Here is a 24,718-nt window from a genome sequence, read left to right on the forward strand (position 1 = left end):
CATGCTCTCCTGGATCTTCCTCATCGTCGTCCTGGTCCTGCTGGTGATCGTGGGCACCTGGGCCGCCGGCCGGCTGCTCGGCCGCGGCGAGCCCGAGCCCGCCGCCGACCCGCAGGAGGTCGCCGCCGCCAACGCGCGTGCCGTGGCCGCAGGCGACCTGGACGCGGTGCGCTTCGAGCTCGTGCCGCGCGGCTACCGGCCCGAACAGGTCGAGGCCGTGCTCGATCAGCTCGCCGGGGGAGAGGGGCGCGGCGCCGGGCGCGGTGCGGCCCGGGGCGCCGAGCGTTCCGGCGACCGCGCGGCGGTGCGTCAGGAGGATCCGGCGCGCGGGGCGGAACGGGCTCGCCTCGGGGACGGAGAGGTGCGGGAGGACGACCGCGCGACGCTTTCCGGGGACCGGGCGGCCGGGTCTCGACCGCTCGGCTGGGCGCAGGAGCGCGGCGGGAATTCGGGCTCGAAGTAGCAGGTAAGCGCCGTTTCGGGTGCTGTAGTTTCGGGGCGGTGGGCGGACTCACGCCGTCCGCGCGGCGGAAAAATCGACTATCATAGCGAAAGTAACCGTCGTGTGCACGAAAAGGAGCCCTGAAACATGGCAGCGATGAAGCCCCGTACCGGAAGCGGACCCATGGAGGCCGTGGAGGAGAATCGCAAGATCGTCATGCGCATCCCCTCGGACGGCGGTGGGCGCCTCGTCATCGAGCTGAACAAGGAGGAGGCCGCCGAGCTGGGTGGCCTGCTGACCGAGGCCGCCGAGTAGCCTCGCGCCACTCACGCCACCGGGCCCCGAGGCCCGTTTCCGCCCCGCGACGGGGCGGCGCCGTGACAGACCCCGTGGACCGGAGTCGTGCGGACCGGAAGATCCGGCCCGACGCCCCGGCCGCGGGGTTTTCCGCGTGTCCGGGGCGCCGCGGCGCGCTGTCGGCGGGGCACCGGAGGAGGCGCGTGGCTGCACCCGGGGAGGGGCCGGGGGTGCTGAGCGGCGGCACAGCTGAGTGCCTCGGCGCGCCGCGGGCGGGGCTGGTGTGATGTGTGCCGCCGGATCCGGTTAGGCTTGGAACATCGCCAAGGACGCCGCCACGGAAAGGAACCGTAGCCAAGATGCTGGCTGATGTGATCGATGTTCTCGCCGACCCGGTGGACGGCTCCGCGCTCGAGGGGGCCGACGACTTCCGTCGGCTCGTCTCGGAGACCGGACACTCCTACGACGTCGCCCGTCAGGGCTACGTGACCCTGGCCGGGGGAGCGGGCCTGAAGCACAAGGGCGACGGCCCGGAGATGGTCGCCGCCCGGGAGACCTTCCTGGGCCGCGGCCACTTCGCGCCCTTCGTCGAGTCCGTCACCGACACCGTCGAGGACGCTCTCGAAGCCGCCGGCGTGCCCGAGGACGCCCACCCCGTCATCTGCGAGGTCGGTGCCGGCACCGGCTACTACCTGGCGCACACCCTCGACACCGTCGCCGGTGCGCGCGGCGTGGGCATCGACGTCTCGGCGGCCGCCGCCAAGCACCTCGCCAAGGCGCACCCGCGCCTCGGTGCCGTCGTCGCCGACGTCTGGGCCGGCATGCCGGTCCGCGACCACTCCGTCGACGTGATCACCGTGCTCTTCGCCCCGCGCAACCCCGGGGAGTTCGCCCGCGTGCTCACCCCGGGCGGCCAGGCCGTCGTGCTCACCGCCGACCCGGGCCACCTCGACGAGCTGCGCGAGCCGCTCGGCATCATCGGCGTCGAGGAGGGCAAGGTCGACCGCCTGCTCGAGCAGTCGAAGGGCCACCTCGAGCAGGTCGGCGAGCTCGAGCACATCGAGTTCAAGATGGACCTCGACCAGGAGTCGATCGCCTCGCAGATCGGCATGAGCCCCTCGGCGCGCCACATCGCCCCCGACGTGCTCGCCGAGCGCATCTCGCGGCTGCCCGCGACCATGACCGTCACCGCCAAGGCGACGGTCACCCGGCTGACCCCGGTCGCGTAGGGCTCGAGCACCGGCGGCTACCGGAACTCGGTGTCCAGGCGCGGGGCCGCCCACTCGGGGATGACCGGGGAGATCGTCTCCGGGCCGCGGGTGAAGTGCTTCTCCACCGTGGCCTCGCCCTCGAGGTTCACCCGGAAGTCCTGCACACCGCCGTCGATGTAGACGCGGCTGGCCATGGCCACCGCGCCGCCGTCGGCGAAGACCTCGACGGTGGAGCCGTCGACCAGGATGGTCAGCGAGTCCGAGTCGCCCTCGGCCAGCGGGGCCTGGGCCACCCCGTCGCCGGCGTGGTGGGGGTTCATCGAGCGATCCAGCTCGAGCACGTCGCCCTGGTGGGTCACCCGCGCGGCGGTCTCGCCGGCGGCGTCGAGGATGTCGACGGAGAGCTCGGAGCCGACCGGGATCTCGCACAGCGCGGTCCACATGCGGGCGTGGTCGGTGCGGGTGACCGCGTCGACGAGGCCGGCCGCCGGGGTCTGGAAGAGCATGCCGCCCTGCAGGCTGACCACGCGCGGCACGGAGACCACGTTCGCCCAACCGGACTCGGTCCAGGACAGGTGCTTGGCCGGGTCGTCGAAGCGGCCCACCCCGTTGAGCACGCCGACGATCGCGCCGCGGCGCCAGCGCGGGTCCGCCGGCTCGGAGAGGTTCGTGTTGCGCGGCCGGGTGAAGTCGTGGCCGAAGTCGATGCGGTGGAACGGGCGGGTGACCGTGAAGGTCGCGCCGGTCAGCCGGCCGACCAGGTAGCCGGAGATGTCGATGCCGTCGTGCTCGATGGTGACCAGGATGATGTCGTAGATCTCGCCGTCGACCTCGTCGCGCAGGCGGATGATCCTGGGGGAGACCACCTGGGTCTCGGCCTCCAGGCCCGAGTCGCCGTCGAGAACCAGCGGGCCGTCGAGGTGCCAGTCCACGCCGTCGGCCGAGCGCAGCACCGCCAGCTGCGGCGAGTCCTGCGCGCCGGTCACCGAGAGCATCAGCCAGCCGGCCAGGCCCTCGTCGCGGTCCTCGTCGCTGGCCCAGTCCGGGACCACGCACGGCGAGCGGAAGTCGAAGAGCCCGGCGGCCTCGCCCTGCGCGTCACCGACGACCTCGCCGCGGCGGACCACCTGCGAATCGAGGGAGAGCGGGTCGTCGGAGATGTCCGCGGTGGTCGCGGCCGGGTCGTCGATGCGCGCCAGGTGCACGGCGGTGCCGGACTCGGTCACGGAGGTGAAGTACACGTTGAAGCCGCCGTCGGCGGCGACCACGGAGCCGGCGCGCACGAGCGTCTCGTCGCCCTCGGCGGCCAGCACGTCGTCGCAGGTCTCCCACTCGTAGGGGTTGTCCTCGGAGAACTGGTGGCCCCAGCGCGCCGGCGCGTCCAGCGACGGGCGGTACTGGTGGAAGAGGTGCCAGGTCTGGCCGTCGAGCATCACGGCGGCCGGCGCCATGAGCACGCCGGCGTCGGCGGTCACGTGCAGCTCGGGGCGGTGGATGTCGCTGCCCCCGGTCGTCTCGGCTCCGGTGGGCTCGGCCATGTCGGTCACGGTGTCCTTTCCTCGGTCTCCTCGCTCGTCCCGGCTCCCCGGGGCGCCGCCGGGTCTCTCCCGGGGCGGGTTCTGGCCCCCGTTCTACCCGAAAAGCGCCCGGCACGTCCCCGCCCCGGCGCCCGGGGGTGGCGGCCGGCGCGCGTCCGGCCGGGCCGCCGCCGCACGTCCGGCCGGGCCGCCGCCGGCCGGATAGTTCAGCCGCGGATCAGTCCTTGACCTCGGTCTGGTGGATCTGGCGGTCGAGGTCCTCGGGGCTGAGTTCCGCGTCGGAGAACTGCGTGGTCAGCGGCAGCCGCAGGTTGAGGTCGGTGCCCGGGCACAGCTCGACGGTGCCGCGGGCGAGCGTGAAGTCCAGGACGTGGCCGCCGGAGGTGCGCGCGTCGTCGACGAAGTGCACGTGGCAGCCGGGCACGCCGATGCCCTTCTCGTAGACGGGCGTGCGGAAGCCGCCGAGGACGCCGTCGACGTCGGTGAAGTGCAGCTCGGCGTCGTCGCCGGTGGCCTCCGTCATCGGCCGGTAGGGCTTGTCCTGCCTGGTCACCGTGCGCACCGTGACGTCGCTGAACCGGCCGGAGATGCGCACGGCGTACATGTAGTTCTCGCTCGGCTGCACCGAGTCGATGAACTCGGCCAGCTCGCTGCGGCGCAGCCCCTCCGGCGGGGTGGCGCTGATCAGGGGCACGAAGTTGGTCATCACCGTGAAGGGGGAGCGCTGCATCAGGTCGGCGCGCTCGGCGGTGCCGTCGCCGCGCACCTGGTAGCAGACCCCGTCGAGGACGATCATCTCGCCGTCGAGGGCGTCGAAGGTGCCGATGCCGAAGTTGCCGTGGCCGAGCAGCTCACCGACGGTCATCTCGCCGTCGTAGATGCCGTCGAGCAGCGCGGACATCAGGGAATTCTGGAAGATGGTGTGCCGCTGGGTCGGCAGCCGCTTGTCTGGTTCCATGCCCCCAATCTATCCGGGCCGGACACGACGGCGCCCCGGGCACCGTCCACGCGGACGGTGCCCGGGGCGGGCGAGGGGCGCGACGTCGTCAATTGAACCCCGGATGCTTGACGACGCGCGCGGCGTCGCCACGCTGCGACGCCTGGTGGGCGCCGTGCGGTGGGTGCTAGAGCAGCGACTCGTAGACGTCGACGGTCTGGCGGGCGATGGTGGCCCAGGAGAACTCCTCGATGGCGCGCTTGCGGCCGGCCTCGCCGTAGGCCTTCACCTTCTGCTCGTCGGCGGCCAGGGCGTTGACGGCCTCGGCGATGCCGTGCTCGAAGGCGGCGGCGTCGTTCTCGTCGTAGGGCACCAGGGTGCCGGTCTCGCCGTCGACGACGACCTCCGGGATGCCGCCGACGTTGGAGGCGACCACGGCGGTGCCGCAGGCCATGGCCTCGAGGTTGACGATGCCCAGCGGCTCGTAGATCGACGGGCAGACGAAGATGTCCGAGGCCGACTCGATCTCCTGGATCTTGTCCTTGGACAGCATCTCGGAGACCCAGTGCACGCCGTCGCGGCCGGCGCGCAGCTCGTCGACGAGCTTCTGGGTGCGCTCGGCGATCTCCGGGGTGTCCGGGGCGCCGGCGCAGAGCACCAGCTGGATGGCCGGGTCGAACTCGCGGGCGGCCTTGACCAGGTGCTCGACGCCCTTCTGACGGGTGATGCGGCCGACGAAGGAGACGATCGGGCGGGTCGGGTCCACGCCGAGCTCCTTGAGCACCGAGGAGCCGTTCTCGGCCTCGGCCTCGTCGAAGGTGGGCCGCGGCTGCCACAGCTCGGTGTCGATGCCGTTGAGCACCACGTGGATCTTGTCCGGGTCGATGGCCGGGTAGGCCTCGAGGATCGAGCCCTTCATCTTATTCGAGACGGCGATGAGCGCGTCGGCGTTCTCCATGGCGTTCTTCTCCGACCAGGAGGAGACGTCGTAGCCGCCGCCGAGCTGCTCGCGCTTCCACGGGCGGTCCGGCTCCAGGGAGTGTGCCGTGGCCACGTGGGGGATGTCGTAGAGGCGGGCGGCCAGGTGGCCGCCGAGGCCCGCGTACCAGGTGTGCGAGTGCACCACGTCGACGCCGCCGGCCGCGTTGGCCATGCGCAGGCCGGTCGACAGGGTCTTGATGGCGGGGTTGGCCTCGGCCAGCTCCGGGTCCACGCCGTGGACGTAGGTGTCCGGCATGTCACGCTCGGCGCCCATGCAGTGGACGTCGACCGGAACGATCTCGCGCATGAAGCGGGTCAGCTCGGTCACGTGCACGCCGGCGCCGCCGTAGACCTCCGGCGGGTACTCGCGGGTCATCATCCCGACTCGGTTCAGTTTCGTCATGACTACCAGCGTATTCGTGTCCCCGCCATCCTGCAGGGGCGACGGCGCGATCGCGCCGCCGGCGCGGGCCGGAACGCGGCGCCGGCGCCTGCCCGAACGGGCTGAGCCGACGTCAGACGGGGGTGGCGGGCGGGGGCGTGAAGGGTGTGGGCTGTGACCGAATTGGCCGCCCGGGCGGCATCGTGCGGTGATTTTCAATAGATTGGTTCTTGTGAGGAGCCAACCAAATGTCCTGAGCATTGTCCTCGCCGGAGGCGAGGGCAAGCGCCTTTATCCCCTGACCGAAGACCGAGCGAAGCCCGCGGTTCCGTTCGGCGGCACCTACCGTCTCATCGACTTCGTGCTGTCGAACCTCGTCAACGCCGGCTTCATGAAGATCGCGGTGCTGACCCAGTACAAGTCGCACTCGCTGGACCGCCACATCTCGCAGGCGTGGCAGCTGTCCGGTCCCATCGACCAGTACATCGCTTCCGTGCCCGCCCAGCAGCGCCTGGGCAAGCGGTGGTACATGGGTTCCGCGGACGCCATCCTGCAGTCGCTGAACCTGATCTTCGACGAGAACCCCGAGTACGTCATCGTCCTCGGCGCCGACCACGTCTACCGCATGGACGTCGGGCAGATGCTCGATGACCACATCGCCTCGGGCAAGGCCTGCACCGTCGCCGGCATCCGCGTGCCGCGCCGCGAGGCCACCGCCTTCGGCTGCATCGAGGCCGACGACGACGGCACGATCACCGAGTTCCTGGAGAAGCCGGCCGACCCGCCCGGCACCCCGGACGACCCGGAGGTCACCTACGCCTCGATGGGCAACTACATCTTCACCGCCGACGCGCTGGTGGAGGCCCTGCGTGCCGACGAGGACAACGAGGGCTCGGACCACGACATGGGCGGCGACATCATCCCCGCCTTCGTCTCGCGCAACGAGGCCCACGTCTACGACTTCTCGGGCAACGAGGTCCCCGGCGCCACCGACCGCGACCGCGGCTACTGGCGTGACGTCGGCACCATCGACGCCTTCTACGAGGCGCACATGGACCTCATCTCCATCCACCCGGTGTTCAACCTGTACAACCACGCCTGGCCGATCCACTCGACCGAGCGCTCGAACCTGCCCCCGGCGAAGTTCGTGCAGGGCGGCATCGCGCAGTCGTCGATGGTCGCCTCCGGGTCGATCATCTCCGGCGGCACGGTGCGCAACTCCGTGCTCTCGAGCGACGTGCACGTCTCCGAGGGCGCGACGGTGGAGGGCTCCGTGCTCATGCCCGGCGTGCGCGTGGGCAAGGGCGCCGTGGTCCGCCACGCGATCCTGGACAAGAACGTCCAGGTCCGCGAGGGCGAGATCATCGGCGTCGACCGCAAGCGCGACGAGGAGCGCTTCACGATCTCGGCCGGCGGCGTCGTGGTCGTCGGCAAGAACACGGTCGTCTAGCCGCCGGTCCGGCCGCCCGCTGCGGCGGCCACGGACAGGGCGCGGAGAGGGCGCCTCCCCGGGGTGGGGGAGGCGCCCTCTCCGTGTATTGATTGACGACGCTCGCGCGGCGCGCGCAGGTGCGGAACGTGCGGTCGCGCGCAGGTGCGGAAGGCACGGCGCGCACGGACGGCGCGGGTCCCGCGCCCGGGCGCGTGGCACGCACCCGTCGTCAATGGGGCGCTCAGCGCCGGCGGGTGAGCACCGTCAGGCCCGCACCGAGCGGCAGGTGGGTGACCAGGGCGCCGGCCTCGGGGTCGGCGGCGAGCTCGGCGACGCGGGCGTGCGCCTCGCGGGCGGCGGCGGTGGAGCGGTCGGTGCGCGAGTCGTCGGCGATGGTGGCGTCGAGCAGCGCGTCGGCGAGCACCAGGGAGCCGCCCGGGGCGAGCAGCGGCCAGGCCGCGTCGATGAAGGCCTTGAGGTCCATGGGGGAGACCTGGGCGAAGACGAGCTGGTAGGCGCCCGGCGCCATGCGGCCGAGCACCTCGAGCGGGCGCGCGGTGAGGAAGCGGCCGCGGGCGGCGGGGTAGCCGGCCTCGCGGAAGGACTCCCGGGCGCGCCGGGTGTGCTCGGCCTCGGGGTCGATGCAGGTCACCGCGGCCTGCTCGGTCAGGCCCTCGAGCACGTAGAGGCCCACGACGGCGGCCGCCGGGCTGGCGACGATCGCCCCGGCGGGCTCCTCCCCGGCACCCGAGGCCGCGAGCGCCGCGACGAGCCGGCCGGTCGCCTCGTCGGGGGCGGGCAGCTCGTACTCGGCGGCGTCACGGCGGGCGTGCGTAACCGCCTCGGGGGCGGGGCTCAGCGGCGCCGAGGCGGACTCGATGAACTCGACCAACGGGTCGCGGGAGGTGTTCGTAGTCTCACTCACGCCCCCGAGTGTACGGGGGCGACCCACGCGCCGGTGCCAGGCTCGCGGGACGGCCGGCGCCCGGCCCGCGGATGTGCCGGTGCCCGGCCCGCGGGGTAGGGGCACCCGGTGCCCGGTGCGGTGGATCGGGGCGCTGTGCGGCGGCTGCGGGGCCGTGCGGTGGGCGAATACCTATCACCCGGGAAACCGCCCACGGGTTCACAGCAGGTGAGCAGGCTTCCATGTGGAGTTTGTCATGGATCTTTGGAATGATAATCCCCATGAAAGCACGTCGGCCCGAGACCGTTTCCGCACCGGACGCCCCCGAGGGGCGGGAGCCGGATGCGGCGGATCTGACGGGCACGGCGGCCTTCGACGCCGGCGTCGCCGAGATGCCCAGCTGGTCCGAGCTCGTCGCCGAGCACGCCGACAGCGTCTACCGCCTGGCCTTCCGCCTCTCCGGCAACAAGCACGACGCGGAGGACCTGACCCAGGAGACCTTCATGCGCGTCTTCCGCTCGCTGAAGGACTACCGCCCCGGCGGTTTCCGCGGCTGGCTGCACCGCATCACCACCAACCTCTTCCTCGACATGGTCCGCCACCGCGCCACGGTGCGCATGGAGGCCCTGCCCGAGGACTACGAGCGGGTGCCCGGCTCCGAGCTGACACCCGAGCAGGCCTACCAGGTCAACCACCTGACGCCGGCGCTGCAGGACGCGCTCGACCAGCTCAGCCCCGAGTTCCGCGTCGTGGTCGTGCTCTGTGACGTCGCGGACATGACCTACGACGAGATCGCCGAGACCCTGGGCCTGAAGATGGGCACCGTGCGCTCGCGCATCCACCGCGGCCGCTCGCAGCTGCGCGAGGCGCTCATGGCCGCCGCACGCGACGACGAGGAGGCCCGCCTCCTGCTGCCGCAGTCCGCGCGCTGAGACCGCATCTGCGCAGCCCGCGCCGTCGATTGACGACGCCGCGCACCTCGCCCGCGTGCCCTCCCGTGCGGCGGGCCGTGGTCCCCGTCGCCCGGGCGCGGGTAGGTTGGGGGCATGAGAGAAACGGCTGACGGCGAGGCGCGCACCTTCGGCGCGCGGCGCACCCCGCGCCGGCGCCGCTTCGCCTCAGTGGACCACCTGGGCCCCGAGGCCGTCGTCTCCTTCGTCGACGGCGAGCTCACGGCGTCGGCGCTGCACCGCGCCCGCGTGCACCTCGTGCACTGCCCGGAGTGCCGCGCGGAGGTCCGCGCCCAGCGGCGCACCTCCGAGGTCGTCCACGACTCGAACTTCACCTCCGAGGTCAGCATGCCGGCGGATCTCTTCGCCCGGCTCAAGAGCATGGCGGAGACCGGCTGCCCCGACGGCCCCGACGCCGCCGCGACCCCGACGCCGCGGCCCGAGGGCGTGCTCGACCGCGTCGAGACGCTGCTGCGTGCCGTGCGCCGCGGCGGACGCGCCGACTGACGCTCGCTGACGCCCGCTGACGTCCGCTGATGCTCGCGCGGCGCCAGCGGTGGCGTCGGCGGTGGCCCCGCCGGCGGGGGCTCACGTAGGCGTCGGCGCCGTCAGCGCCCGTGCGCTCGGCCGGAGCGCCGGGCTGCGGACCGGCGGGCCCGGCTGGGTAGGCTGGTCATGTGTTCCAGAACATCGGTTGGGGAGAAATCTTCCTCATTGTGGTCGTCGGCCTGATCATCATCGGCCCCGAGCGCCTGCCGGGGCTGATCACTGACGTGCGCGCGGCGCTCTTCGCCGCCCGCAAGGCGATCAACAACGCCAAGAAGGAGATGGACGGCGAGTTCGGCGCGGAGTTCGACGAGATCCGCAAGCCGATCGCCGAGGTGGCCAAGTGGCGCTCCATGGGGCCCAAGGCCGCGCTGACCCACGCCCTGTTCGACGACGACGAGAAGTTCCTCGACTCCTTCGACCCGAAGAAGATCATGTCCGAGGACACCGCCGGGCAGGCCTACCGCGAGGCGCTGGCCCGCGGCGAGGAGCCTCCGACCACGCGCGCCCCGCGCGACTCGCGGAAGTCGGGCGCTACGGGTGCGGCCGGGAACGCCGGCACGGGAGCGGCCGGGAACGCCGGCGACGGTGCCGGGGGAGCAACCGGCCACGGCGCGTCGGGGGCGGGTGCCGCCCGAGCGGCTGGCCCCGGTTCGGCCGGCGCCGGCACGCACGGCACGGCGGGCCACGCCGGGGGCGCTGCCGGTGCCGGAGGCGCGGCGGCCAACGGCGCGCACGGCGCGGCCGGGGCAGGCGGCGCGAACAACACGAACGGCTCCGGGCGTCCCGGGGCCGCGGGCGGGGCGGCCTCGCCGAACCCCGGGAGCTCCGGCCTCGACGGCGGGTTCTCCTGGGACGACATCATGTGACCGTCACGGGTACGACCGTGGCCGCCTGCGCGCACGGGGCGCACCCGGCGCAGCACGCGCGGCGTCGTCAATCCTGCGCGGCACATATTTTGAATGCTGTTCACTTAGGGCAGGCGTGGGTCAATTTGTGAACTTGCCCACCGGGGCGGTCGGGGATATAGGTTCCGGGATATGCCAGTTGTAAGATGTCCTTCGTAAGGATAGGTTTATCGTATGTCTGCGATTGTGGACGTACGGGCTCGAGGAACAACATGAGGACAAGATCCCATCATTCCGAAGCCGACCCCCGGAGGGACGGCGAAAGCAGTACCTGCGCGCTCAATGAGCTGCGCCCCGGAGAACGCGGCCGGATCGTCGCCACCGACGACACCGCCGCCGACGAGCAGCACCGCAGGCTGCTCGCCCGCCTGCAGAACCTCGGCTTCGTGCCGGGCGCGGTCGTCGAACCGCACCGCAGGGCCCCGATGAAGGACCCCACGGTCTACCGCATCGCCGACTACGAACTCGCCCTGCGCGGCCGCGACGCCGCCACCATCACCGTCACCCGGCTCGCCGACGAACCGGCGGGGGAGGACTGAGAGATGACCACCGCGAACAAGCCCGTGCACGCGGGCGTGCACCCGGACCACGACTGCCACTCCGGCGCCGACTGCCACTGCGGCGGCGGCGACGGCGCGGTCAACCCGGAGGCGCCGACCGTCGCCCTCGTCGGCAGCCCGAACGCCGGCAAGACCTCCGTCTACAACGCGCTGACCGGCCTGCACGCCAAGACCGGCAACTACCCGGGCGTGACCGTCTCGCGCTCGCGGGGCACCTGCGTGGTCGAGACCCACGAGGTCACCGTCGAGGATCTGCCCGGCACCTACTCGCTGCAGCCGATCAGCCCGGACGAGGAGATCGTCCACGACGTGCTCGCCGGTGAGCAGTACGGCGTCGAGCGCCCCCAGGCCGTCGTGCTCGTCATCGACTCGACGACGCTGCGCCGCTCGATGAACCTGCTGGCCGAGGTGCTCTCCGTGGGCCTGCCGACCTGCCTGGCCGTGACCATGACCGACGAGCTGACCCGCCGCGGCGGCGGCCTGGACATCGAGGCCTTCGGCGAGGCCGTCGGCGTGCCGGCGGTGCGCGTCATCGGCCACCGCGGCATCGGCATCGACGAGCTGCGCGAGCAGCTCATCGACATCGAGGACTGGCGGCGCACGCCGCTGACCCCGCCGAGCGACCCGGTCGAGCTGGCCGCCTGGAGCGACTCCATCCTCGAGGCCGCCGACTACCGCCCGCCGCACGAGGACCCGGTCACCCGCCGCCTGGACGCCGTCTTCCTGCACCCGCTGTGGGGCACCCTGGTCTTCCTCGGCGTGATGTTCCTGTTCTTCCAGGCCATCTTCGTCTGGGCCGAGCCCTTCAAGGGCTGGCTCGAGGACTTCTTCGGCTGGGCCGGATCGAGCGTGCACGACGCCCTCGACGGCTCGGCGCCGCTGCTGGCGGGGCTGCTCGCCGACGGCGTGATCGGCGGTGTGGGCGCCGTGCTGAGCTTCTTCCCGCAGATCGTCATCATGTTCCTGCTCATCTCCCTGCTCGAGGGCGTGGGCTACATGGCGCGCGCGGCGTTCCTGATGGACAAGGTGATGTCCAAGGCCGGCCTCGAGGGCCGCGCCTTCGTGGCCATGCTCTCCTCGGTGGCCTGCGCCATCCCGGGTGTCATGGCCACCCGCACCCTGCCCAACGCCAAGGACCGCCTGGCCACGATCATGGCCGCGCCGCTGATGACCTGCTCGGCGCGCCTGCCCGTCTACATCATCATGGTCGGCCTGCTCGTGCCCGACGGCGCTCGCGTGGGCCCGTTCTCGGCGGCCGGCTTCGCGATGTTCCTGCTCTACCTGGGCGGCACGCTCGCGGCGATGATCGTCGCGTGGGTGGTCAAGAAGATCACCGACCGCGGCGGCATGCTGCTGCCGTTCTACATGGAGATCCCGCCCTACCGCCTGCCGCGGCCCAAGACCATCGGCATCATGGTCTGGGACTCCTGCAAGGGCTTCCTGCGCAAGGCCGGCACCATCATCCTGACGACCACCGTCGTGCTGTGGGTGCTGCTCAACGTGCCGATGCGCAGTGACGACGAGTTCGACGCCTTCTGCGCCCAGGACACCGCGTGCACCGCCGTGGCCGCCGCCGTCGAGGACCCGGCCAACTCCACGGTCACCGACGACGAGGACGGCGCAGTGGTCGACGACCCGGAGGAGCTCGAGGCGCTGCTGGACGCCCAGCGCACCGCCTACACGATGGACAACTCCGCGGCCGCCGCCGTCGGTCGCTTCCTCGAGCCCGTCTTCGCTCCGCTGGGCTTCGACTGGCGCCTCAACGTCGGCGTCGTCTCCTCGCTGGCGGCCCGCGAGACCTTCGTGGCCACCCTGGGCCAGATCGCCGCGGCCGAGGACCCGGAGGAGCCGGTCGCGCAGATGGAGTCGATGACCTACCAGCACGACACCGTCCTGCACGCCGCCGGCGACAACGTCTTCAACCCGGCGACCATCTCCGCCGTGCTCGTGTTCTTCATGTTCGCGATGCAGTGCATGGCCACCGCCGGCGCGATGCGCCGCGAGACCGGCACCTGGAAGTGGCCGCTGGTCGCCTACGGCTACATGTTCGCCCTGGCCTGGGGACTCGGCGCGCTGACGCACACCGTCGTCGCGCTGTCGATGTAGGCTCGCGGCCATGCTGGTCCCGACCCACCCCGAGGCGACCGCCGACCCGGCGACACTGCGCTGGGTCATCCCGGACGGCCACCTCGGCTTCGCCGGCGACGTCGCCGGGGTGCCGGGCCTCCTGCAGGCCCTGCTCGACGACGGCACGCTCGCCCGCGTCGAGGTGCGCACCGACGCCGTCCTGACGACGCTCGCGCCCGGGAACGACTGGGCGGGGAGAGGTGCGGCCGTGCGCCGCGCGGTCACGGACGCATTGACGACGCCGCGCAGGTGGCGCCCTGCGTCCGACGCCCGTGCGACGGGCCCGGACGAGGTGCTCCGGAACGCCGCGCGCGACGTCGCCGACGTGCGCCTCGGGCGCTACATCGCCTCCCACGGTGGGCGCTTCGAGGTCGTCGGCGTGCGCGACGGCGTGGTCGACGTCGCCCTGCGCGGAGAGTGCTCCGACTGCGCGGCCGCCGTGGTGACGATGCACGCCCGCTTCGAGCACCTGCTGCGCAGGCGCTGCCCGTGGCTCAAGGAGGTCCGCCGGGCCGCGTAGGCGTCGGAGGGCATGAGAGAAGGGGCGGAAGGCTGACAAGCCTTCCGCCCCTTGCTCTGTCGTCTGTGCACGTGTCCGTGCGCGGGACCCGTGTGACGGGTACCCGGGTGGGTCGACGGGTACCCGGGTGGGCCGGCGGTGCCCGGGTGGGCCGGCGGGTATCCGGGTGGTCCGCGCCGGCTAGTTGGGCGTGACGCCCAGGCCCAGCGGCTTGCCCGCCAGGGAGTCGCGGCGCACCGCCAGCTTGTCGGCGATCGCGGCGAACGCCTCGGCCGACGGGGTCTCGGGCTCGGCGAGGACGACCGGGGTGCCCTCGTCGCCGTGGGTGCGCAGGGCCGGGTCCAGCGGGATCTGGCCGAGCAGCGGCACCTCGCCGCCGGTCAGGGCGGTCAGGCGCTCGCTGACGCGCTCGCCGCCGCCGGAGCCGAAGATCTCCATGGTGCTGCCGTCCGGCATGACCATCGCGGACATGTTCTCCACCACGCCGGCGACGCGCTGGCGGGTCTGCTGGGCGATCGTGCCCGCGCGCTCGGCGACCTCGGCCGCCGCGTGCTGCGGGGTGGTCACCACGATCAGCTCCGCGTTCGGGATCAGCTGCGCGACCGAGATGGCCACGTCGCCGGTGCCGGGCGGCAGGTCGAGCAGGAGCACGTCGAGGTCGCCCCAGAAGACGTCGGTGAGGAACTGCTGCAGGGCGCGGTGCAGCATCGGCCCGCGCCAGACCACCGGCGCGTTGCCCTCGATGAAGTGGCCGATGGAGATGATCTTGACCCCGTGCGCGATCGGCGGGAGGATCATGTCCTCCTCCATCACGCTGGGCTGCTGGTCCGAGCCCATCAGGGTCGGCACCGAGTGGCCGTAGATGTCCGCGTCGACGATGCCCACGCGCAGGCCCTTGGCCGCCAGGGCGGCGGCCAGGTTGACCGTCACCGAGGACTTGCCCACGCCGCCCTTGCCGGACGCGATCGCGAAGACGCGGGTGGTGGTGCCCGGCTGGGCGAAGGGGATGACCGGCTCGGCGCCGCCGCGCAGCTGGTCGCGCAGCGCCTTGCGTTGGGCGTCGTCCATCACGTCGGTGGTGACGGTGACGTCGTCGACGCCGTCGAGCTCGGCGACGGCCGCGTACGTGTTCTGCTGGAGCGTGTCGCGCATCGGGCAGCCGGCGATGGTCAGGTAGATCTCCACCGCGACGGAGGAGCCGTCGACGTCGACGGACTTGACCATGCCCAGCTCGGTGATCGGGCGACCCAGCTCGGGGTCCTCGACGCGGGAGAGCGCCTCGCGGACCTGATCTTCGGTGACAGTAGACATAACGCCCACGACTCTAGCCGCGCGCACCGGCGGAGACCATGCCCGGGGCGCGCTCAGCCCTTGGTCGGCTCGGACAGCTCGGAGGGGTGCTCCTGGTCGTCGGCCGCGGCGTCGTCAATCTTGGCCTCGATGCGGCCGAGGACGTCGTGCAGCTCCTCGAGCTCGCCGCGCAGGTAGTCACGCGAGACCATGTCGCCGACGGCGAGGCGCACGCCGGCGAGCTCGCGGGCGAGGAACTCGGTGTCGGCCTTCGTCTGCTCGGCGCGGCGCCGGTCGTTCTGCAGCGTGACCTTGTCGCGGTCCTCCTGGCGGTTCTGCGCGAGCAGGATCAGCGGGGCGGCGTAGGCGGCCTGGGTGGAGAACGCCAGGTTGAGCAGGATGAACGGGTAGGGGTCCCAGTTCCAGGCGAAGCCGCCGATGTTCAGGGCGATCCAGACGACCACGACGACGGTCTGCCACATCAGGTAGCGGCCCGTGCCGAAGAAGCGGGCGACCTTCTCGGCGACGGCGCCCACCGAGTCGTCGGTGATGTTGAACAGCCTGCGGCGCCCGGCGGCGACCGGGGTGTCCAGTGCGTTGCGCTCGGACTCAGCCATCGTGGTCCTCCTTCTGCGGCTCGGTGGGGGTGGACTGCGTGGCCTGGCCGGGCTGGGTCTCCTGGCCGGGCTGGGTGGCCTGACCGGGCCGGGTGCTCTGGCCGGCCTGGGTGGCCTGGCCGGACTGCGTGGTCTGCCCGGCCTGGGCGGTCGGCTCGGCCTGCGAGGCGGGGCGGGCGGACTCCGGGCGCAGGCCCGTCTCGCGCCAGTCCTCGGGCAGCAGGTGGTCGAGCAGGTCGTCGACGGCCACGGCACCCAGCAGGTGCTTGTCGTCGTCGAGGACCGGGCCGCACACCAGGTTGTAGGTGGCGAAGTAGCGCGCGGCGGTCTCCTGGGAGTCGTCGGCGTACAGCGGCGGCAGGTCGGGGGAGAGGATGCCCGAGATCAGCGTCGACGGCGGCTCGCGCAGCATCCGCTGCAGGTGCACGCAGCCGAGGTACCGCCCGGTCGGCGTGGCCGTCGGCGGGCGCACGACGAAGACCAGCGAGGCCAGCGAGGTCGTCAGCTCCGGGTCGCGCGCCAGGGCGAGCGCCTCGGCCACGGTGGTCTGCGGCGGCAGGATCAGCGGCTCCGAGGTCATCAGGGCGCCGACCGTGTCCGGCGAGAAGCTCATCAGGCGACGGACCGGGGCGGACTCCTCGGGGTCCATCAGGTCCAGCAGCACTTCGGCGGTGGTGTCGGGCAGCTCCTGGAGGATGTCGGCGGCGTCGTCGGGGTCCATCTCCTCGAGGACGTCCGCGGCGCGCTCGATGTCGAGGGCCTCGAGCATCTCGGCCTGGTAGTCCTCGGGCAGCTCCTGGAGGATGTCCGCCAGGCGTTCGTCGTTGATCTGCTCGGCGAGCTGGTGGCGCGCGGCCGGGGCGAGGTTGTGCAGGTAGTTGGCCACGTCGGCCGGGCGCATGTCGCGGAAGGCCGCGATCGTCTCGGCCAGCGTGTCCGTCTGACCGACGCCGCCGGCGCTGACACCGTGCACGTGCGACCACTCCACGACGACGGGCTCGCGGGCGCGGCCGAAGCGGGAACGCCCCGGCACCAGCGCGATGCGCGAGATTACCCAGTCGCGGGTGCGGCTGCGCTCGAACTCGACGTCGGCGATCTCCACGGCGCGGCCGTGCAGCTGCTCGGCGTCCGGGTCGTCGGTGTGCACCTTGGCGCCGACCAGGTCGCCCTGGACGGTCAGCTCGCCGGCGCGGACCTGGAAGACGCGCATGGACACCGAGCCGGAGGTCAGGGTGATCTCGCCGGGCTCGATGGCGGCGACGCGCAGCATCGGCACGAAGACGCGACGCTTGGTCACCAGCTCGATGACCAGGCCGAGGGCACGGGAGGGCTGCGGCTGGGGACGCACTGTGACCACGACGTCTCGAACGCGGCCGATGGCGTCCATGTCGGGGCCGCGCACGGTCATGCCCGCCAGACGGCCGGCGTAGACGCGGGAAATGGCACTCATGCGACCTGATGCTAGCCGTCGACCGGGAACTTTTCGGGGTCGGCCGCGCGTTGTATCAGGTGGATGCAGGGCCGATGAGGACCCGTGCCACAGCGGGCCCCACGGGAATCTGCGGTCACACCGCAGGGTTTCCCGGCCACCGCAGGCGTGCGGCCGCGACATCCGGACGCAGCCACGTGGTCGTGACACCCGACGCAGCCACGTGGCCACGGCACCCGACGCAGGCGCGTGGCCGCCGGTCGCCGGAGCCACCGGCCAAGTCACGACCGCCGGTCACGATGACCGGTCGCAGCCGTGGCTGCCTGCCGTGGCCGCCGACCGCCGGCCCTGCCCCGGACGAAGACGCGAGAGCGGACACAGACGATGAAGGAGAAGAACAGATGACGAATCCCCGAGGCACCACCGGCGCCGGCCGCCGGCCCCTGCGCGAGCGCCCCGCCGGCTGGCCGGTGGGCAGCTTCGACAGCTACGCCGACGCCCAGGAGGCGGTGGACAACCTCTCCGACCGCGAGTTCCCGGTGGACAAGCTGGTCATCGTCGGCGTCGACCTCATGGAGGTCGAGAGCGTGACCGGGCGCCTGACCTGGGGCCGCGTGCTCGCCGGTGGTGCCGCCTCCGGCGCGTGGATGGGTATCTTCTTCGGCCTGCTCTTCGGGCTGTTCACGCCGAACGCCTTCTTCCTGCCGATCCTGGCGGGAATCGTCGTCGGCGCGATCTTCGGCATGGTGCTCGCCGCCGTGCCCTACGGGATGAGCCAGGGCGCGCGCGACTTCACCTCGCAGACCCAGATCGTCGCCGGCCGCTACGACATCCTCTGCGACCCGCAGCTGGCCCCGCAGGCCCGCGACGCCATCGCCGGGATGAACCTGGGCCACCGTGGCCGCGCCGGCCTGCCGCAGACCCCGGCCCCGGCCGCCACCGCCGGACCGACCGAGCCCGCCGCGCCCCAGACCCCGGCGCCGGGCGCGCAGAACACGGGCGGTTGGGCCGGAGAGTCCGGCACCACCGCCCGCCCCGTGCACGACGACGCCCCGATTGACGACGTCGCGCGTGACGACGTCCCGCGTACCGACGCCGTGGGCGGCGAGACCGTGCGTGGCGACGCCGTCCGTGGTGACGCCCCGATTGACGACGTCGCGCGTGACGAGGCTGCGCGTGAAGGTGTCGTGGGGGACGACACGGTGGGCGGCGACCCCGAGGCGGGTCGGCGGGACTGAGACCCGCCCCGGCTAGGATGAGGCGCATGCGCGCTGCCCGGAAGACCACCGCGGTCCTGGCCGGCCTGGCCACCATGGCAGGCCTGGCCGGCTGCACGAACGAGGCCACCCCCACCTACCTCGTCGGCGACGACGACGGCGAGGTGGTCATCCAGGTCTCCGCCGCCGACCCCGAGAACCGGGTGCTCGCGGAGATCTACCGCCGGGCGCTGGCAAGCGGCGACGTCCACGGCGTCGTCGAGACCGTCGACCCCGACTCCGAGCGTGGGAAGGCCGGCCAGCTCGAGTGGCTCGCCGACGGCGGCGCCGACCTCGTCATCGGCTGCACCGGCCAGCTGCTCGCCGACGCCCAGCCCGAGGCCGCCGAGACGCTCGACGAGGAGTTCAACGCCGAAGAGGACTCCGACAACCCCACCGCCGGCGACGCCGGCCAGCGCACCTATGACGCCCTGCTGGGCGCGCTGCCCGGCGATTACGACGTGCCCGATCCCTCGCCCGCCGAGGGCTGTTCGCAGGGCGCGGTGCCCGACGCCAAGGTGGACAAGGACGCATCGGGGGAGGGCGCGACGTCGGAAAGCGCGGGGGAGGCGCTGCCGCAGAACATCGTGCCCATCTACCGCAAGACGTCCGTCAACCGCTGGGGCAAGAAGGGCCTCAACGATCTGACGCGCCTGCTGACCACGCATGACCTGCAGGAGATGACCGAGCAGGTCGAGGACGGCGGGGAGCCCGACCACGTCGTCGGCGAGTGGCTCGGCGAGTCCAACTCCGACATGCTCGAGTAGGGCCCGGCCCGAAGTACACGAAGAAGCGGCCCCCGGGAGAACCCGGGGGCCGCTTCTTCGCGCGTCAGCCCCACCGCCCGGTGTCACCCGGGGCGGCCGGGGCGGTCACGCGGCGCTCAGTCGGCGAAGATCTCGTCGAGGAGCTTGGCCTGCTCGGCGTGGTGCACCTTGGCCATGCCGGTCGCCGTCGAGGACTGCGCACGACGCGAGACGCGACGCAGCGGCGGCATGTCCGGGATCAGCTCCGGCAGGTGCTCGTGCAGGAACGGCCACGGACCCTGGTTGGCCGGCTCGTCCTGGCAGAACACGACCTCCTCGGCGTTCGGGAAGCACTCGAAGGCCTCACGCAGCCGGTTGAAGGGGATCGGGTGCAGCATCTCCTGGCGGATGATCGCGATGTCCTCGCGCTCGTCCTCCGCGCGGCGCTTCTCCAGCTCCCAGTAGAGCTTGCCGGAGACCAGCAGGATGCGGGTGACCTTGTCGGCGTCGCCGATGACGTTGCCGTCCAGGTCGACCAGGCGCGGGTCGTTGATCACCGAGTGGAACTTGGTGACCTCCGTGAAGTCCTCCACCGAGGAGGTGGCGGCCTTGTTGCGCAGCATCGACTTCGGGGTGAAGACGACCAGCGGGCGCGACATGGTGCCCAGCGCGTGGCGGCGCAGCAGGTGGAAGTGGTTGGCCGGGGTGGACGGCTGGGCGATGGTCATCGAGCCCTCGGCGGCCATCTGCAGGTAGCGCTCGATGCGGGCGGAGGAGTGGTCCGGGCCCTGGCCCTCGTAGCCGTGCGGCAGGAGGAGCACGACCTTGGACAGCTGGCCCCACTTGGCCTCACCGGAGGAGATGTACTCGTCGATGATGGTCTGGGCGCCGTTGGCGAAGTCGCCGAACTGCGCCTCCCAGGCGACGAAGGCGTCCGGGTTGCCCACGGAGTAGCCGTACTCGAAGCCCATGCCCGCGTACTCGGTCAGCGCCGAGTTGTAGATCATGACCTTGCCGCCGTTGCCCTTGGCCTCGGCGAGGTCGCCCAGCGGGTTGGCCTCCTCGCCCGTCTTCGGGTCGAAGACGATGCCGTGGCGCTGGGTGAAGGTGCCGCGGCGGGTGTCCTCACCGGCGATGCGGACGGTCTTGCCGCCGTTGGCCAGCGAGGACAGGGCGATCAGCTCGCCCCAGCCCCAGTCGATGCCGCCCTCGCGGACCGACTGTAGACGACGCTTGGCCACCGGGCGCACGCGGCGGTGGAACTCGAAGTCCTCGCTGCCGGCGTCCGAGTAGGCCTGGCCGATCTCGTAGAGCTCCTCCTTGGAGATGGAGGTGTCCAGCCCGCGGGTGAGCTCCTGCGAGGAGGTGATGCCGGTCTGCTCGAGCTCCGGCTCGCCCTCGGACTCCTTGACGTCGTTGAAGACGGCCTCCATCTGGTCGTGGAAGTCGCGCGCGGCGGCCTCCGCGTCGGCCTCGGTGAGGTCGCCGCGGCCGATGAGGTCCTCGGTGTACTTGGCGCGCACGGAGTCGCGGGTGTCGATGCGGGAGTACATCTCCGGCTGGGTCATCGACGGGTCGTCGGCCTCGTTGTGGCCGCGCTTGCGGTAGCAGACCAGGTCGATGAAGACGTCCTTGCCGAAGCGGCGGCGGTACTCGGTGGCCAGGTGGCCGACCCACACGACGGCCTCCGGGTCGTCGCCGTTGACGTGGAAGACCGGGCAGCCGTACGCCTTGGCGATGTCGGTGGCGTAGTAGGAGGAACGCCCCGAGTCCGGCGTGGTGGTGAAGCCGATCTGGTTGTTGACCACGATGTGGACGGTGCCGCCGACGGTGTAGCCGCGCAGCTGGGAAAGGTTCAGGGTCTCCTGGACCACGCCCAGGCCGGTGAAGGAGGCGTCGCCGTGCAGCATCAGCGGCATGACGGTCTTGCCCTCGGCGCCCTTGTCCAGGATGTCCTGCTTGGCGCGCGCGATGCCCACCATGACCGGGTCGACCGCCTCGAGGTGCGAGGGGTTGGCGGCCAGGGTGATGTCGATCTCGCCGTCGCCGAACATCTGGATGTGCTTGCCGGTCATGCCCAGGTGGTACTTGACGTCGCCGGAACCGCCGGTCTGGCCGGGGTTCTCCTGGGTGCCCTCGAACTCGTGGAAGATCGTCGCCAGCGGCTTGCCCACGATGTTGAACAGCACGTTGAGGCGGCCACGGTGCGGCATGCCGATGACGACCTCGTCGAGGCCCTGGCCGGCGGCGGTGTCGATGGCGGCGTCCATCAGCGGGATCAGCGCCTCGGCGCCCTCCAGCGAGAAGCGCTTCTGGCCGACGTACTTGGTCTGCAGGAAGTTCTCGAAGGCCTCCGCGGCGTTGAGCTTCTGCAGGATGTACTTCTGCTCGGCGTTGGTCGGCTTGGGCATGCCCGCCTCGAGGCGGTCCTGCAGCCAGTTGCGCTCCTCGTTGTCGAGGATGTGCGTGTACTCGGAGCCGACCTTGAGGGTGTAGGCGTCGCGCAGGCGCTTGAGCGTCTCGCGCAGCGTCATGGACTCCTTGCCGCCGAAGCCGCCCACGTTGAAGGTGCGGTCCAGGTCCCAGATGGTCAGGCCGTGGCTCTCGATGGAGAGATCCGAGTGGTCCGGCATCGGCAGGCCCGGCTGGTGCCAGCTCAGCGGGTTGATGTCCGCGATGAGGTGGCCGCGGGAGCGGTAGGCCTCGATGAGCTGCATGACGCGGGTGTTCTTGTCGATGCCCGTGTTCGGCAGGTCCTGGGCCCAGCGCATCGGCGAGTAGGGGATGCCCATGGCCTCGAAGATCTCGTCGTAGAACTCGTCGTCGACGAGCAGGCGCGACATCTCACGCAGGAACTCGCCGGACTCCGCGCCCTGGATGACGCGGTGGTCGTAGGTCGAGGTCATGGTGACGAGCTTGCCGACGCCCAGCTCGGCCAGGCGGTCCGTGGACGCGCCGGCGAACTCGGCCGGGTAATCCATCGCGCCGACGCCGATGATCGTGCCCTGGCCGGTGGTCAGGCGCGGGATCGAGTGGCGGGTGCCGATGCCGCCCGGGTTGGTCAGCTGGATGGTCACACCCTGGAAGTCGTCCATCGTCAGCTTGCCCTTGCGGGAGCGGGCGACGATGTCCTCGTAAGCCTCGACGAACCCGTCGAAGGTCTTGGTCTCGCACTCCTTGATCGCGGCGACGACCAGGCTGCGCGAGCCGTCCTTCTTCGGCAGGTCGATGGCCAGGCCGAGGTTGACGTGCTCGGGGTTGACCACGTGCGGCTTGCCGTCGATCTCCTCGTAACGGACGTTCATCGCCGGGTGGATCTGGACGGCCTTGATCATGGCCCAGCCGATGATGTGGGTAAAGGAGATCTTCCCGCCGCGCGTGCGCTTGAGGTGGTCGTTGATCATCGACCGGTTCTCGAACATCAGGCGCGCCGGCATGTCGCGCACGGTGGTCGCCGTCGGGATGGACAGCGAGGCCTCCATGTTCTTCGCAATCGCCTTGAACGCGCCCTTGAGCTGCTTCTCGCCGGGCTCCGGCAGCTCCTTGACGGCGCTGAGCGGGGACTCCGGCTTGGTGCGCACGCGGGGCTGACGCGCCGGGGCGTCGCCCGGGGTCGCCTCCGGGTTCTTGCCGGCGCCGCCGCGCTTGTCGGTCAGGTTGGTGGCCGGGCCGTCACCGGCCGCCGCGCGGGCCGTGGCGTCGGGCCGGGTCACGTCACCCTCGCCCTTCTTAGCGGTGCCGGTGTGGCCCGACTCGCCGACCTTCGGCGCGTCCGGGGCCTCCGGGGCGCCCTTCTTCTCGAAGAGGGCGGCCCACTCCTTGTCGACGGAGTTGGGGTCGTCCTTCCACTGCTGGAACATCTCGTCGACCAGCCACTGATTCTGGCCGAAAGTGCTAGGGCTGCTCACGGCAGTTTCTCGCCTCATTTCGATTGCTGTCTGTCGTCTTTGTCTCAACTGTAGTTCGCGGTACACGGTGAGTGGTCACGTCCGCCGCCGACCGGGGGAGACGGGCGGGGGTGACCCCTGTCCGGGGTTGTTCCCCGGGGTCGGATCCACATCCGGGGGTGGATCGATCGCCGGGCAGACAATACAGCCCGCATCCGTGCCCGCTATGGTACGCGGGCGCGCGGGTGGTCGCCGTCACCCGGGGTGGGTTGTTGTCCTGTCACCCGCACGGCGGGGTGGAAGGTCGCCGCCTATGCGAGGTCGCGGGGTGCGGCGGAACGGTGTGAGCGGGCCGGGCGGTGCACAGGAGAGGTTGGCGCGGGAGGGGTACAAGTGACAGCGGTGCGGACGGGGGCACAGGAGAGGCCGGCGCGGGAGGGGTACAAGAGACAGCGGCGGGGGAGGAACACAAGAGATATAAGGAGACCCCGGAGCGCGAGGCTCCGGGGTCGTGTGCGTCAGCTGTCCGTCAACTGACCGCCAACTAGGCTTCGGCACGGCTCTTCAGCACGCATTCAGCACAAGGGCAGCTCGGCGCGCGTGGTCCGCGGTGTGCCCGGCCGAGGCCGGGTGACTACTTCGCGGCTACTGCGCGTCCGCCTTGCTGTCCGTGGTGCCGCCGTCTGCGGTGTCGGCGCCCGCGGCGCTCTCCGCACCCGCGCCGATCGGGGTGTTCGGCTCCGCGTCGATGACGCCGCCGCGCGGCAGGCCCTCGCCGAAGCGGGCGGGCCCGAGGGCCTCGTTGGTGTGCTCGATGACGTGGGCGGCCAGCTTGCGGTTGGCCACCGAGCCGACGACCACGCCGACGCCCATCGGCAGCAGCTTGCCGAGCCAGGCGCGGCGGATGCGCTTGCTCACGCTCTTCAGTGCCGTGCGCACCAGCCGGTTGTTGACCTCGTTGAGGGTCGGCCCGCTCAGCCGCGACAGGCTGGCCACGGCCGGCAGGCCGGTGGTGGACAGGCCCTCGGGCAGCAGCGTGTCGATGACCACGGAGCCCTTGGAACCCAGCAGGCTGACCAGGACGATGGTGCGGCGTTCGCGCGGGTTACGGATGTCGATGCCGCGCAGGTAGGCGCTGGCCATCGTGTAGGCGACCACGAAGTCGACGAAGACGACCGATTCCGCGCCGATGGCCACCGCACCGGTGACGAATCCGATGCCGGGGATGGCCGACGCCCCGCCCGAGGAGGCGCCGGTGCCCGTCACGGCGTTGCGGAACTGGGTGTCCAGCTTGTCCTGCAGCTCGGCGGCGTCGGCGTCGGGGTTCTTGCGCTTGAGCCGGTCGACGTGCTTCTCGACGACGGAGGTCTGCACGCGCGCGGCGCGGTCGAGGATGGCGACGAGCCACTTGGCCGAGCCGTCGACCTCGACGTCTGCGAGAGCCTCGAGATCGGTCTCGGGCTCCGGGTCGAGGACCTCGGGTTCGTCTTTCTTGCGGCGGAACAGGGCCACGGGCGGGCCTCCTCGTCAGTCGGTCGGGGCGCCCGGCTCCTCGGGGTAAGGACATGTGCCGGGCATTGGACGCAGGCCAGCCTACGCCCGGCGGTTCGCGCGCACCGGGCGGGGAGGCCGGCGTAACAACGCGGCGCCGGCGCGGGAGCCGGGGCGACAACACAGCGACGGCGTGGGCGGCGGCGGCAACACGCAGCACCCGCGCGGGAACCGCGGCGGGGGAGCGGCGCGGCGTCGGAAATCGAA

Annotated in this window: 20 protein-coding genes and 1 pseudogene; 12 read left to right on the forward strand and 9 right to left on the reverse strand. The window is 71.6% G+C overall.

Annotated features, from left to right (window positions below; genetic code table 11):
* Nucleotide 1 precedes the first annotated feature (1 nt).
* From CFRA_RS11845 to CFRA_RS04380, 3 genes are all read left to right on the forward strand, one after another.
* A complete protein-coding gene (locus CFRA_RS11845) occupies nucleotides 2-463 on the forward strand; it encodes a DivIVA domain-containing protein (RefSeq protein WP_075663620.1) in 462 nt (153 codons plus the stop codon).
* Nucleotides 464-589: 126 nt separating this feature from the next.
* A complete protein-coding gene (locus tag CFRA_RS04375) occupies nucleotides 590-757 on the forward strand; it encodes a DUF3117 domain-containing protein (RefSeq protein WP_075663621.1) in 168 nt (55 codons plus the stop codon).
* Nucleotides 758-1,098: 341 nt separating this feature from the next.
* Nucleotides 1,099-1,968, forward strand: coding sequence for a methyltransferase domain-containing protein (locus CFRA_RS04380; protein WP_075663622.1), 870 nt, complete (start codon nucleotides 1,099-1,101; stop codon nucleotides 1,966-1,968).
* Nucleotides 1,969-1,985: 17 nt separating this feature from the next.
* On the opposite strand, the gene CFRA_RS04385 is transcribed toward CFRA_RS04380, so the two are convergent.
* From CFRA_RS04385 to glgA, 3 genes are all read right to left on the reverse strand, one after another.
* Complete coding sequence (locus CFRA_RS04385) at nucleotides 1,986-3,488, reverse strand: GH32 C-terminal domain-containing protein (RefSeq protein WP_075664866.1); 1,503 nt, start codon at nucleotides 3,486-3,488, stop codon at nucleotides 1,986-1,988.
* A 217-nt stretch (nucleotides 3,489-3,705) separates the two neighbouring features.
* Nucleotides 3,706-4,446 (reverse strand): acetolactate decarboxylase, encoded by a 741-nt coding sequence (budA, locus tag CFRA_RS04390; RefSeq protein ID WP_075663623.1) that lies wholly within the window; start codon nucleotides 4,444-4,446, stop codon nucleotides 3,706-3,708.
* 166 nt (nucleotides 4,447-4,612) lie between these two features.
* Nucleotides 4,613-5,809 (reverse strand): glycogen synthase, encoded by a 1,197-nt coding sequence (gene glgA / locus CFRA_RS04395; protein ID WP_075663624.1) that lies wholly within the window; start codon nucleotides 5,807-5,809, stop codon nucleotides 4,613-4,615.
* 202 nt (nucleotides 5,810-6,011) lie between these two features.
* On the opposite strand from glgA, the gene glgC reads away from it, so the two are divergent.
* On the forward strand, nucleotides 6,012-7,238 hold the full coding sequence (gene glgC / locus CFRA_RS04400; protein WP_075663625.1) for a glucose-1-phosphate adenylyltransferase: 1,227 nt from the start codon (nucleotides 6,012-6,014) through the stop codon (nucleotides 7,236-7,238).
* Nucleotides 7,239-7,461: 223 nt separating this feature from the next.
* Here glgC and CFRA_RS04405 read toward each other — a convergent pair whose 3' ends face one another.
* Nucleotides 7,462-8,145 (reverse strand): O-methyltransferase, encoded by a 684-nt coding sequence (locus tag CFRA_RS04405; protein ID WP_415684242.1) that lies wholly within the window; start codon nucleotides 8,143-8,145, stop codon nucleotides 7,462-7,464.
* A 260-nt stretch (nucleotides 8,146-8,405) separates the two neighbouring features.
* On the opposite strand from CFRA_RS04405, the gene sigE reads away from it, so the two are divergent.
* The 6 genes and pseudogenes from sigE (at nucleotide 8,406) to CFRA_RS04435 (ending at nucleotide 13,735) form a co-directional block, all read left to right on the forward strand.
* Nucleotides 8,406-9,056 carry an RNA polymerase sigma factor SigE gene (gene sigE / locus CFRA_RS04410; RefSeq protein WP_075663627.1) on the forward strand — a complete coding sequence of 217 codons (651 nt, stop codon included), beginning with the start codon at nucleotides 8,406-8,408 and terminating at the stop codon, nucleotides 9,054-9,056.
* Between the two features lie 114 nt (nucleotides 9,057-9,170).
* The gene (locus tag CFRA_RS04415; protein WP_075663628.1) at nucleotides 9,171-9,581 is read left to right on the forward strand and encodes an anti-sigma factor family protein; all 411 of its coding nucleotides are present in this window, start codon (nucleotides 9,171-9,173) and stop codon (nucleotides 9,579-9,581) included.
* Between the two features lie 170 nt (nucleotides 9,582-9,751).
* Nucleotides 9,752-10,091: pseudogene (gene tatB, locus CFRA_RS11585) on the forward strand (Sec-independent protein translocase protein TatB); the annotation flags it as partial.
* Nucleotides 10,092-10,740: 649 nt separating this feature from the next.
* Entirely contained in the window at nucleotides 10,741-11,067 is a 327-nt protein-coding gene (locus tag CFRA_RS04425; RefSeq protein WP_169842165.1) for a FeoA family protein, read from the forward strand.
* A gap of 3 nt (nucleotides 11,068-11,070) precedes the next feature.
* Nucleotides 11,071-13,194: a ferrous iron transporter B gene (gene feoB, locus CFRA_RS04430; RefSeq protein ID WP_075663630.1), complete on the forward strand. Its 2,124-nt coding sequence runs from the start codon at nucleotides 11,071-11,073 to the stop codon at nucleotides 13,192-13,194.
* Nucleotides 13,195-13,204: 10 nt separating this feature from the next.
* A complete protein-coding gene (locus CFRA_RS04435) occupies nucleotides 13,205-13,735 on the forward strand; it encodes a NifU family protein (protein WP_075663631.1) in 531 nt (176 codons plus the stop codon).
* A 180-nt stretch (nucleotides 13,736-13,915) separates the two neighbouring features.
* Here CFRA_RS04435 and CFRA_RS04440 read toward each other — a convergent pair whose 3' ends face one another.
* Genes CFRA_RS04440 through CFRA_RS04450 form a run of 3 tightly spaced genes read right to left on the reverse strand, consistent with a single transcriptional unit; the run spans nucleotide 13,916 to nucleotide 17,092 of the window.
* Entirely contained in the window at nucleotides 13,916-15,046 is a 1,131-nt protein-coding gene (locus tag CFRA_RS04440) for an Mrp/NBP35 family ATP-binding protein (RefSeq protein WP_075663632.1), read from the reverse strand.
* A 53-nt stretch (nucleotides 15,047-15,099) separates the two neighbouring features.
* Complete coding sequence (locus CFRA_RS04445) at nucleotides 15,100-15,642, reverse strand: DUF1003 domain-containing protein (RefSeq protein WP_075663633.1); 543 nt, start codon at nucleotides 15,640-15,642, stop codon at nucleotides 15,100-15,102.
* Complete coding sequence (locus tag CFRA_RS04450) at nucleotides 15,635-17,092, reverse strand: magnesium transporter MgtE N-terminal domain-containing protein (RefSeq protein WP_083666831.1); 1,458 nt, start codon at nucleotides 17,090-17,092, stop codon at nucleotides 15,635-15,637. Before CFRA_RS04450 ends, CFRA_RS04445 begins: the two co-directional genes overlap by 8 nt.
* A gap of 380 nt (nucleotides 17,093-17,472) precedes the next feature.
* Between CFRA_RS04450 and CFRA_RS12005 the strand changes: the two genes are divergently transcribed.
* Together CFRA_RS12005 and CFRA_RS04460 are read left to right on the forward strand one after the other, a co-directional pair.
* Nucleotides 17,473-18,309 (forward strand): general stress protein, encoded by an 837-nt coding sequence (locus tag CFRA_RS12005; protein WP_342743173.1) that lies wholly within the window; start codon nucleotides 17,473-17,475, stop codon nucleotides 18,307-18,309.
* 26 nt (nucleotides 18,310-18,335) lie between these two features.
* Complete coding sequence (locus CFRA_RS04460) at nucleotides 18,336-19,094, forward strand: type 2 periplasmic-binding domain-containing protein (protein ID WP_075663634.1); 759 nt, start codon at nucleotides 18,336-18,338, stop codon at nucleotides 19,092-19,094.
* A gap of 116 nt (nucleotides 19,095-19,210) precedes the next feature.
* Here CFRA_RS04460 and CFRA_RS04465 read toward each other — a convergent pair whose 3' ends face one another.
* Together CFRA_RS04465 and CFRA_RS04470 are read right to left on the reverse strand one after the other, a co-directional pair.
* Entirely contained in the window at nucleotides 19,211-22,981 is a 3,771-nt protein-coding gene (locus CFRA_RS04465; protein WP_245797683.1) for a multifunctional oxoglutarate decarboxylase/oxoglutarate dehydrogenase thiamine pyrophosphate-binding subunit/dihydrolipoyllysine-residue succinyltransferase subunit, read from the reverse strand.
* A gap of 624 nt (nucleotides 22,982-23,605) precedes the next feature.
* Complete coding sequence (locus CFRA_RS04470) at nucleotides 23,606-24,472, reverse strand: hypothetical protein (RefSeq protein WP_075663636.1); 867 nt, start codon at nucleotides 24,470-24,472, stop codon at nucleotides 23,606-23,608.
* Nucleotides 24,473-24,718 lie beyond the last annotated feature (246 nt).

It is taken from the genome of Corynebacterium frankenforstense DSM 45800 (assembly GCF_001941485.1).
Taxonomy (GTDB): domain Bacteria; phylum Actinomycetota; class Actinomycetes; order Mycobacteriales; family Mycobacteriaceae; genus Corynebacterium; species Corynebacterium frankenforstense.

What these genes read in the sequence shown, in the direction of transcription:
- CFRA_RS11845 (WP_075663620.1), top strand. Translation starts at nt 2, where the DNA reads ATGCTCTCCTGGATCTTCCTCATCGTCGTCCTGGTCCTGCTGGTGATC.
- CFRA_RS04375 (WP_075663621.1), top strand. Translation starts at nt 590, where the DNA reads ATGGCAGCGATGAAGCCCCGTACCGGAAGCGGACCCATGGAGGCCGTG.
- CFRA_RS04380 (WP_075663622.1), top strand. Translation starts at nt 1,099, where the DNA reads ATGCTGGCTGATGTGATCGATGTTCTCGCCGACCCGGTGGACGGCTCC.
- CFRA_RS04385 (WP_075664866.1), bottom strand. Translation starts at nt 3,488, where the DNA reads ATGGCCGAGCCCACCGGAGCCGAGACGACCGGGGGCAGCGACATCCAC.
- budA (WP_075663623.1), bottom strand. Translation starts at nt 4,446, where the DNA reads ATGGAACCAGACAAGCGGCTGCCGACCCAGCGGCACACCATCTTCCAG.
- glgA (WP_075663624.1), bottom strand. Translation starts at nt 5,809, where the DNA reads ATGACGAAACTGAACCGAGTCGGGATGATGACCCGCGAGTACCCGCCG.
- sigE (WP_075663627.1), top strand. Translation starts at nt 8,406, where the DNA reads ATGAAAGCACGTCGGCCCGAGACCGTTTCCGCACCGGACGCCCCCGAG.
- CFRA_RS04415 (WP_075663628.1), top strand. Translation starts at nt 9,171, where the DNA reads ATGAGAGAAACGGCTGACGGCGAGGCGCGCACCTTCGGCGCGCGGCGC.
- CFRA_RS04425 (WP_169842165.1), top strand. Translation starts at nt 10,741, where the DNA reads ATGAGGACAAGATCCCATCATTCCGAAGCCGACCCCCGGAGGGACGGC.
- feoB (WP_075663630.1), top strand. Translation starts at nt 11,071, where the DNA reads ATGACCACCGCGAACAAGCCCGTGCACGCGGGCGTGCACCCGGACCAC.
- CFRA_RS04435 (WP_075663631.1), top strand. Translation starts at nt 13,205, where the DNA reads ATGCTGGTCCCGACCCACCCCGAGGCGACCGCCGACCCGGCGACACTG.
- CFRA_RS04440 (WP_075663632.1), bottom strand. Translation starts at nt 15,046, where the DNA reads ATGTCTACTGTCACCGAAGATCAGGTCCGCGAGGCGCTCTCCCGCGTC.
- CFRA_RS04445 (WP_075663633.1), bottom strand. Translation starts at nt 15,642, where the DNA reads ATGGCTGAGTCCGAGCGCAACGCACTGGACACCCCGGTCGCCGCCGGG.
- CFRA_RS04450 (WP_083666831.1), bottom strand. Translation starts at nt 17,092, where the DNA reads ATGAGTGCCATTTCCCGCGTCTACGCCGGCCGTCTGGCGGGCATGACC.
- CFRA_RS12005 (WP_342743173.1), top strand. Translation starts at nt 17,473, where the DNA reads ATGACGAATCCCCGAGGCACCACCGGCGCCGGCCGCCGGCCCCTGCGC.
- CFRA_RS04460 (WP_075663634.1), top strand. Translation starts at nt 18,336, where the DNA reads ATGCGCGCTGCCCGGAAGACCACCGCGGTCCTGGCCGGCCTGGCCACC.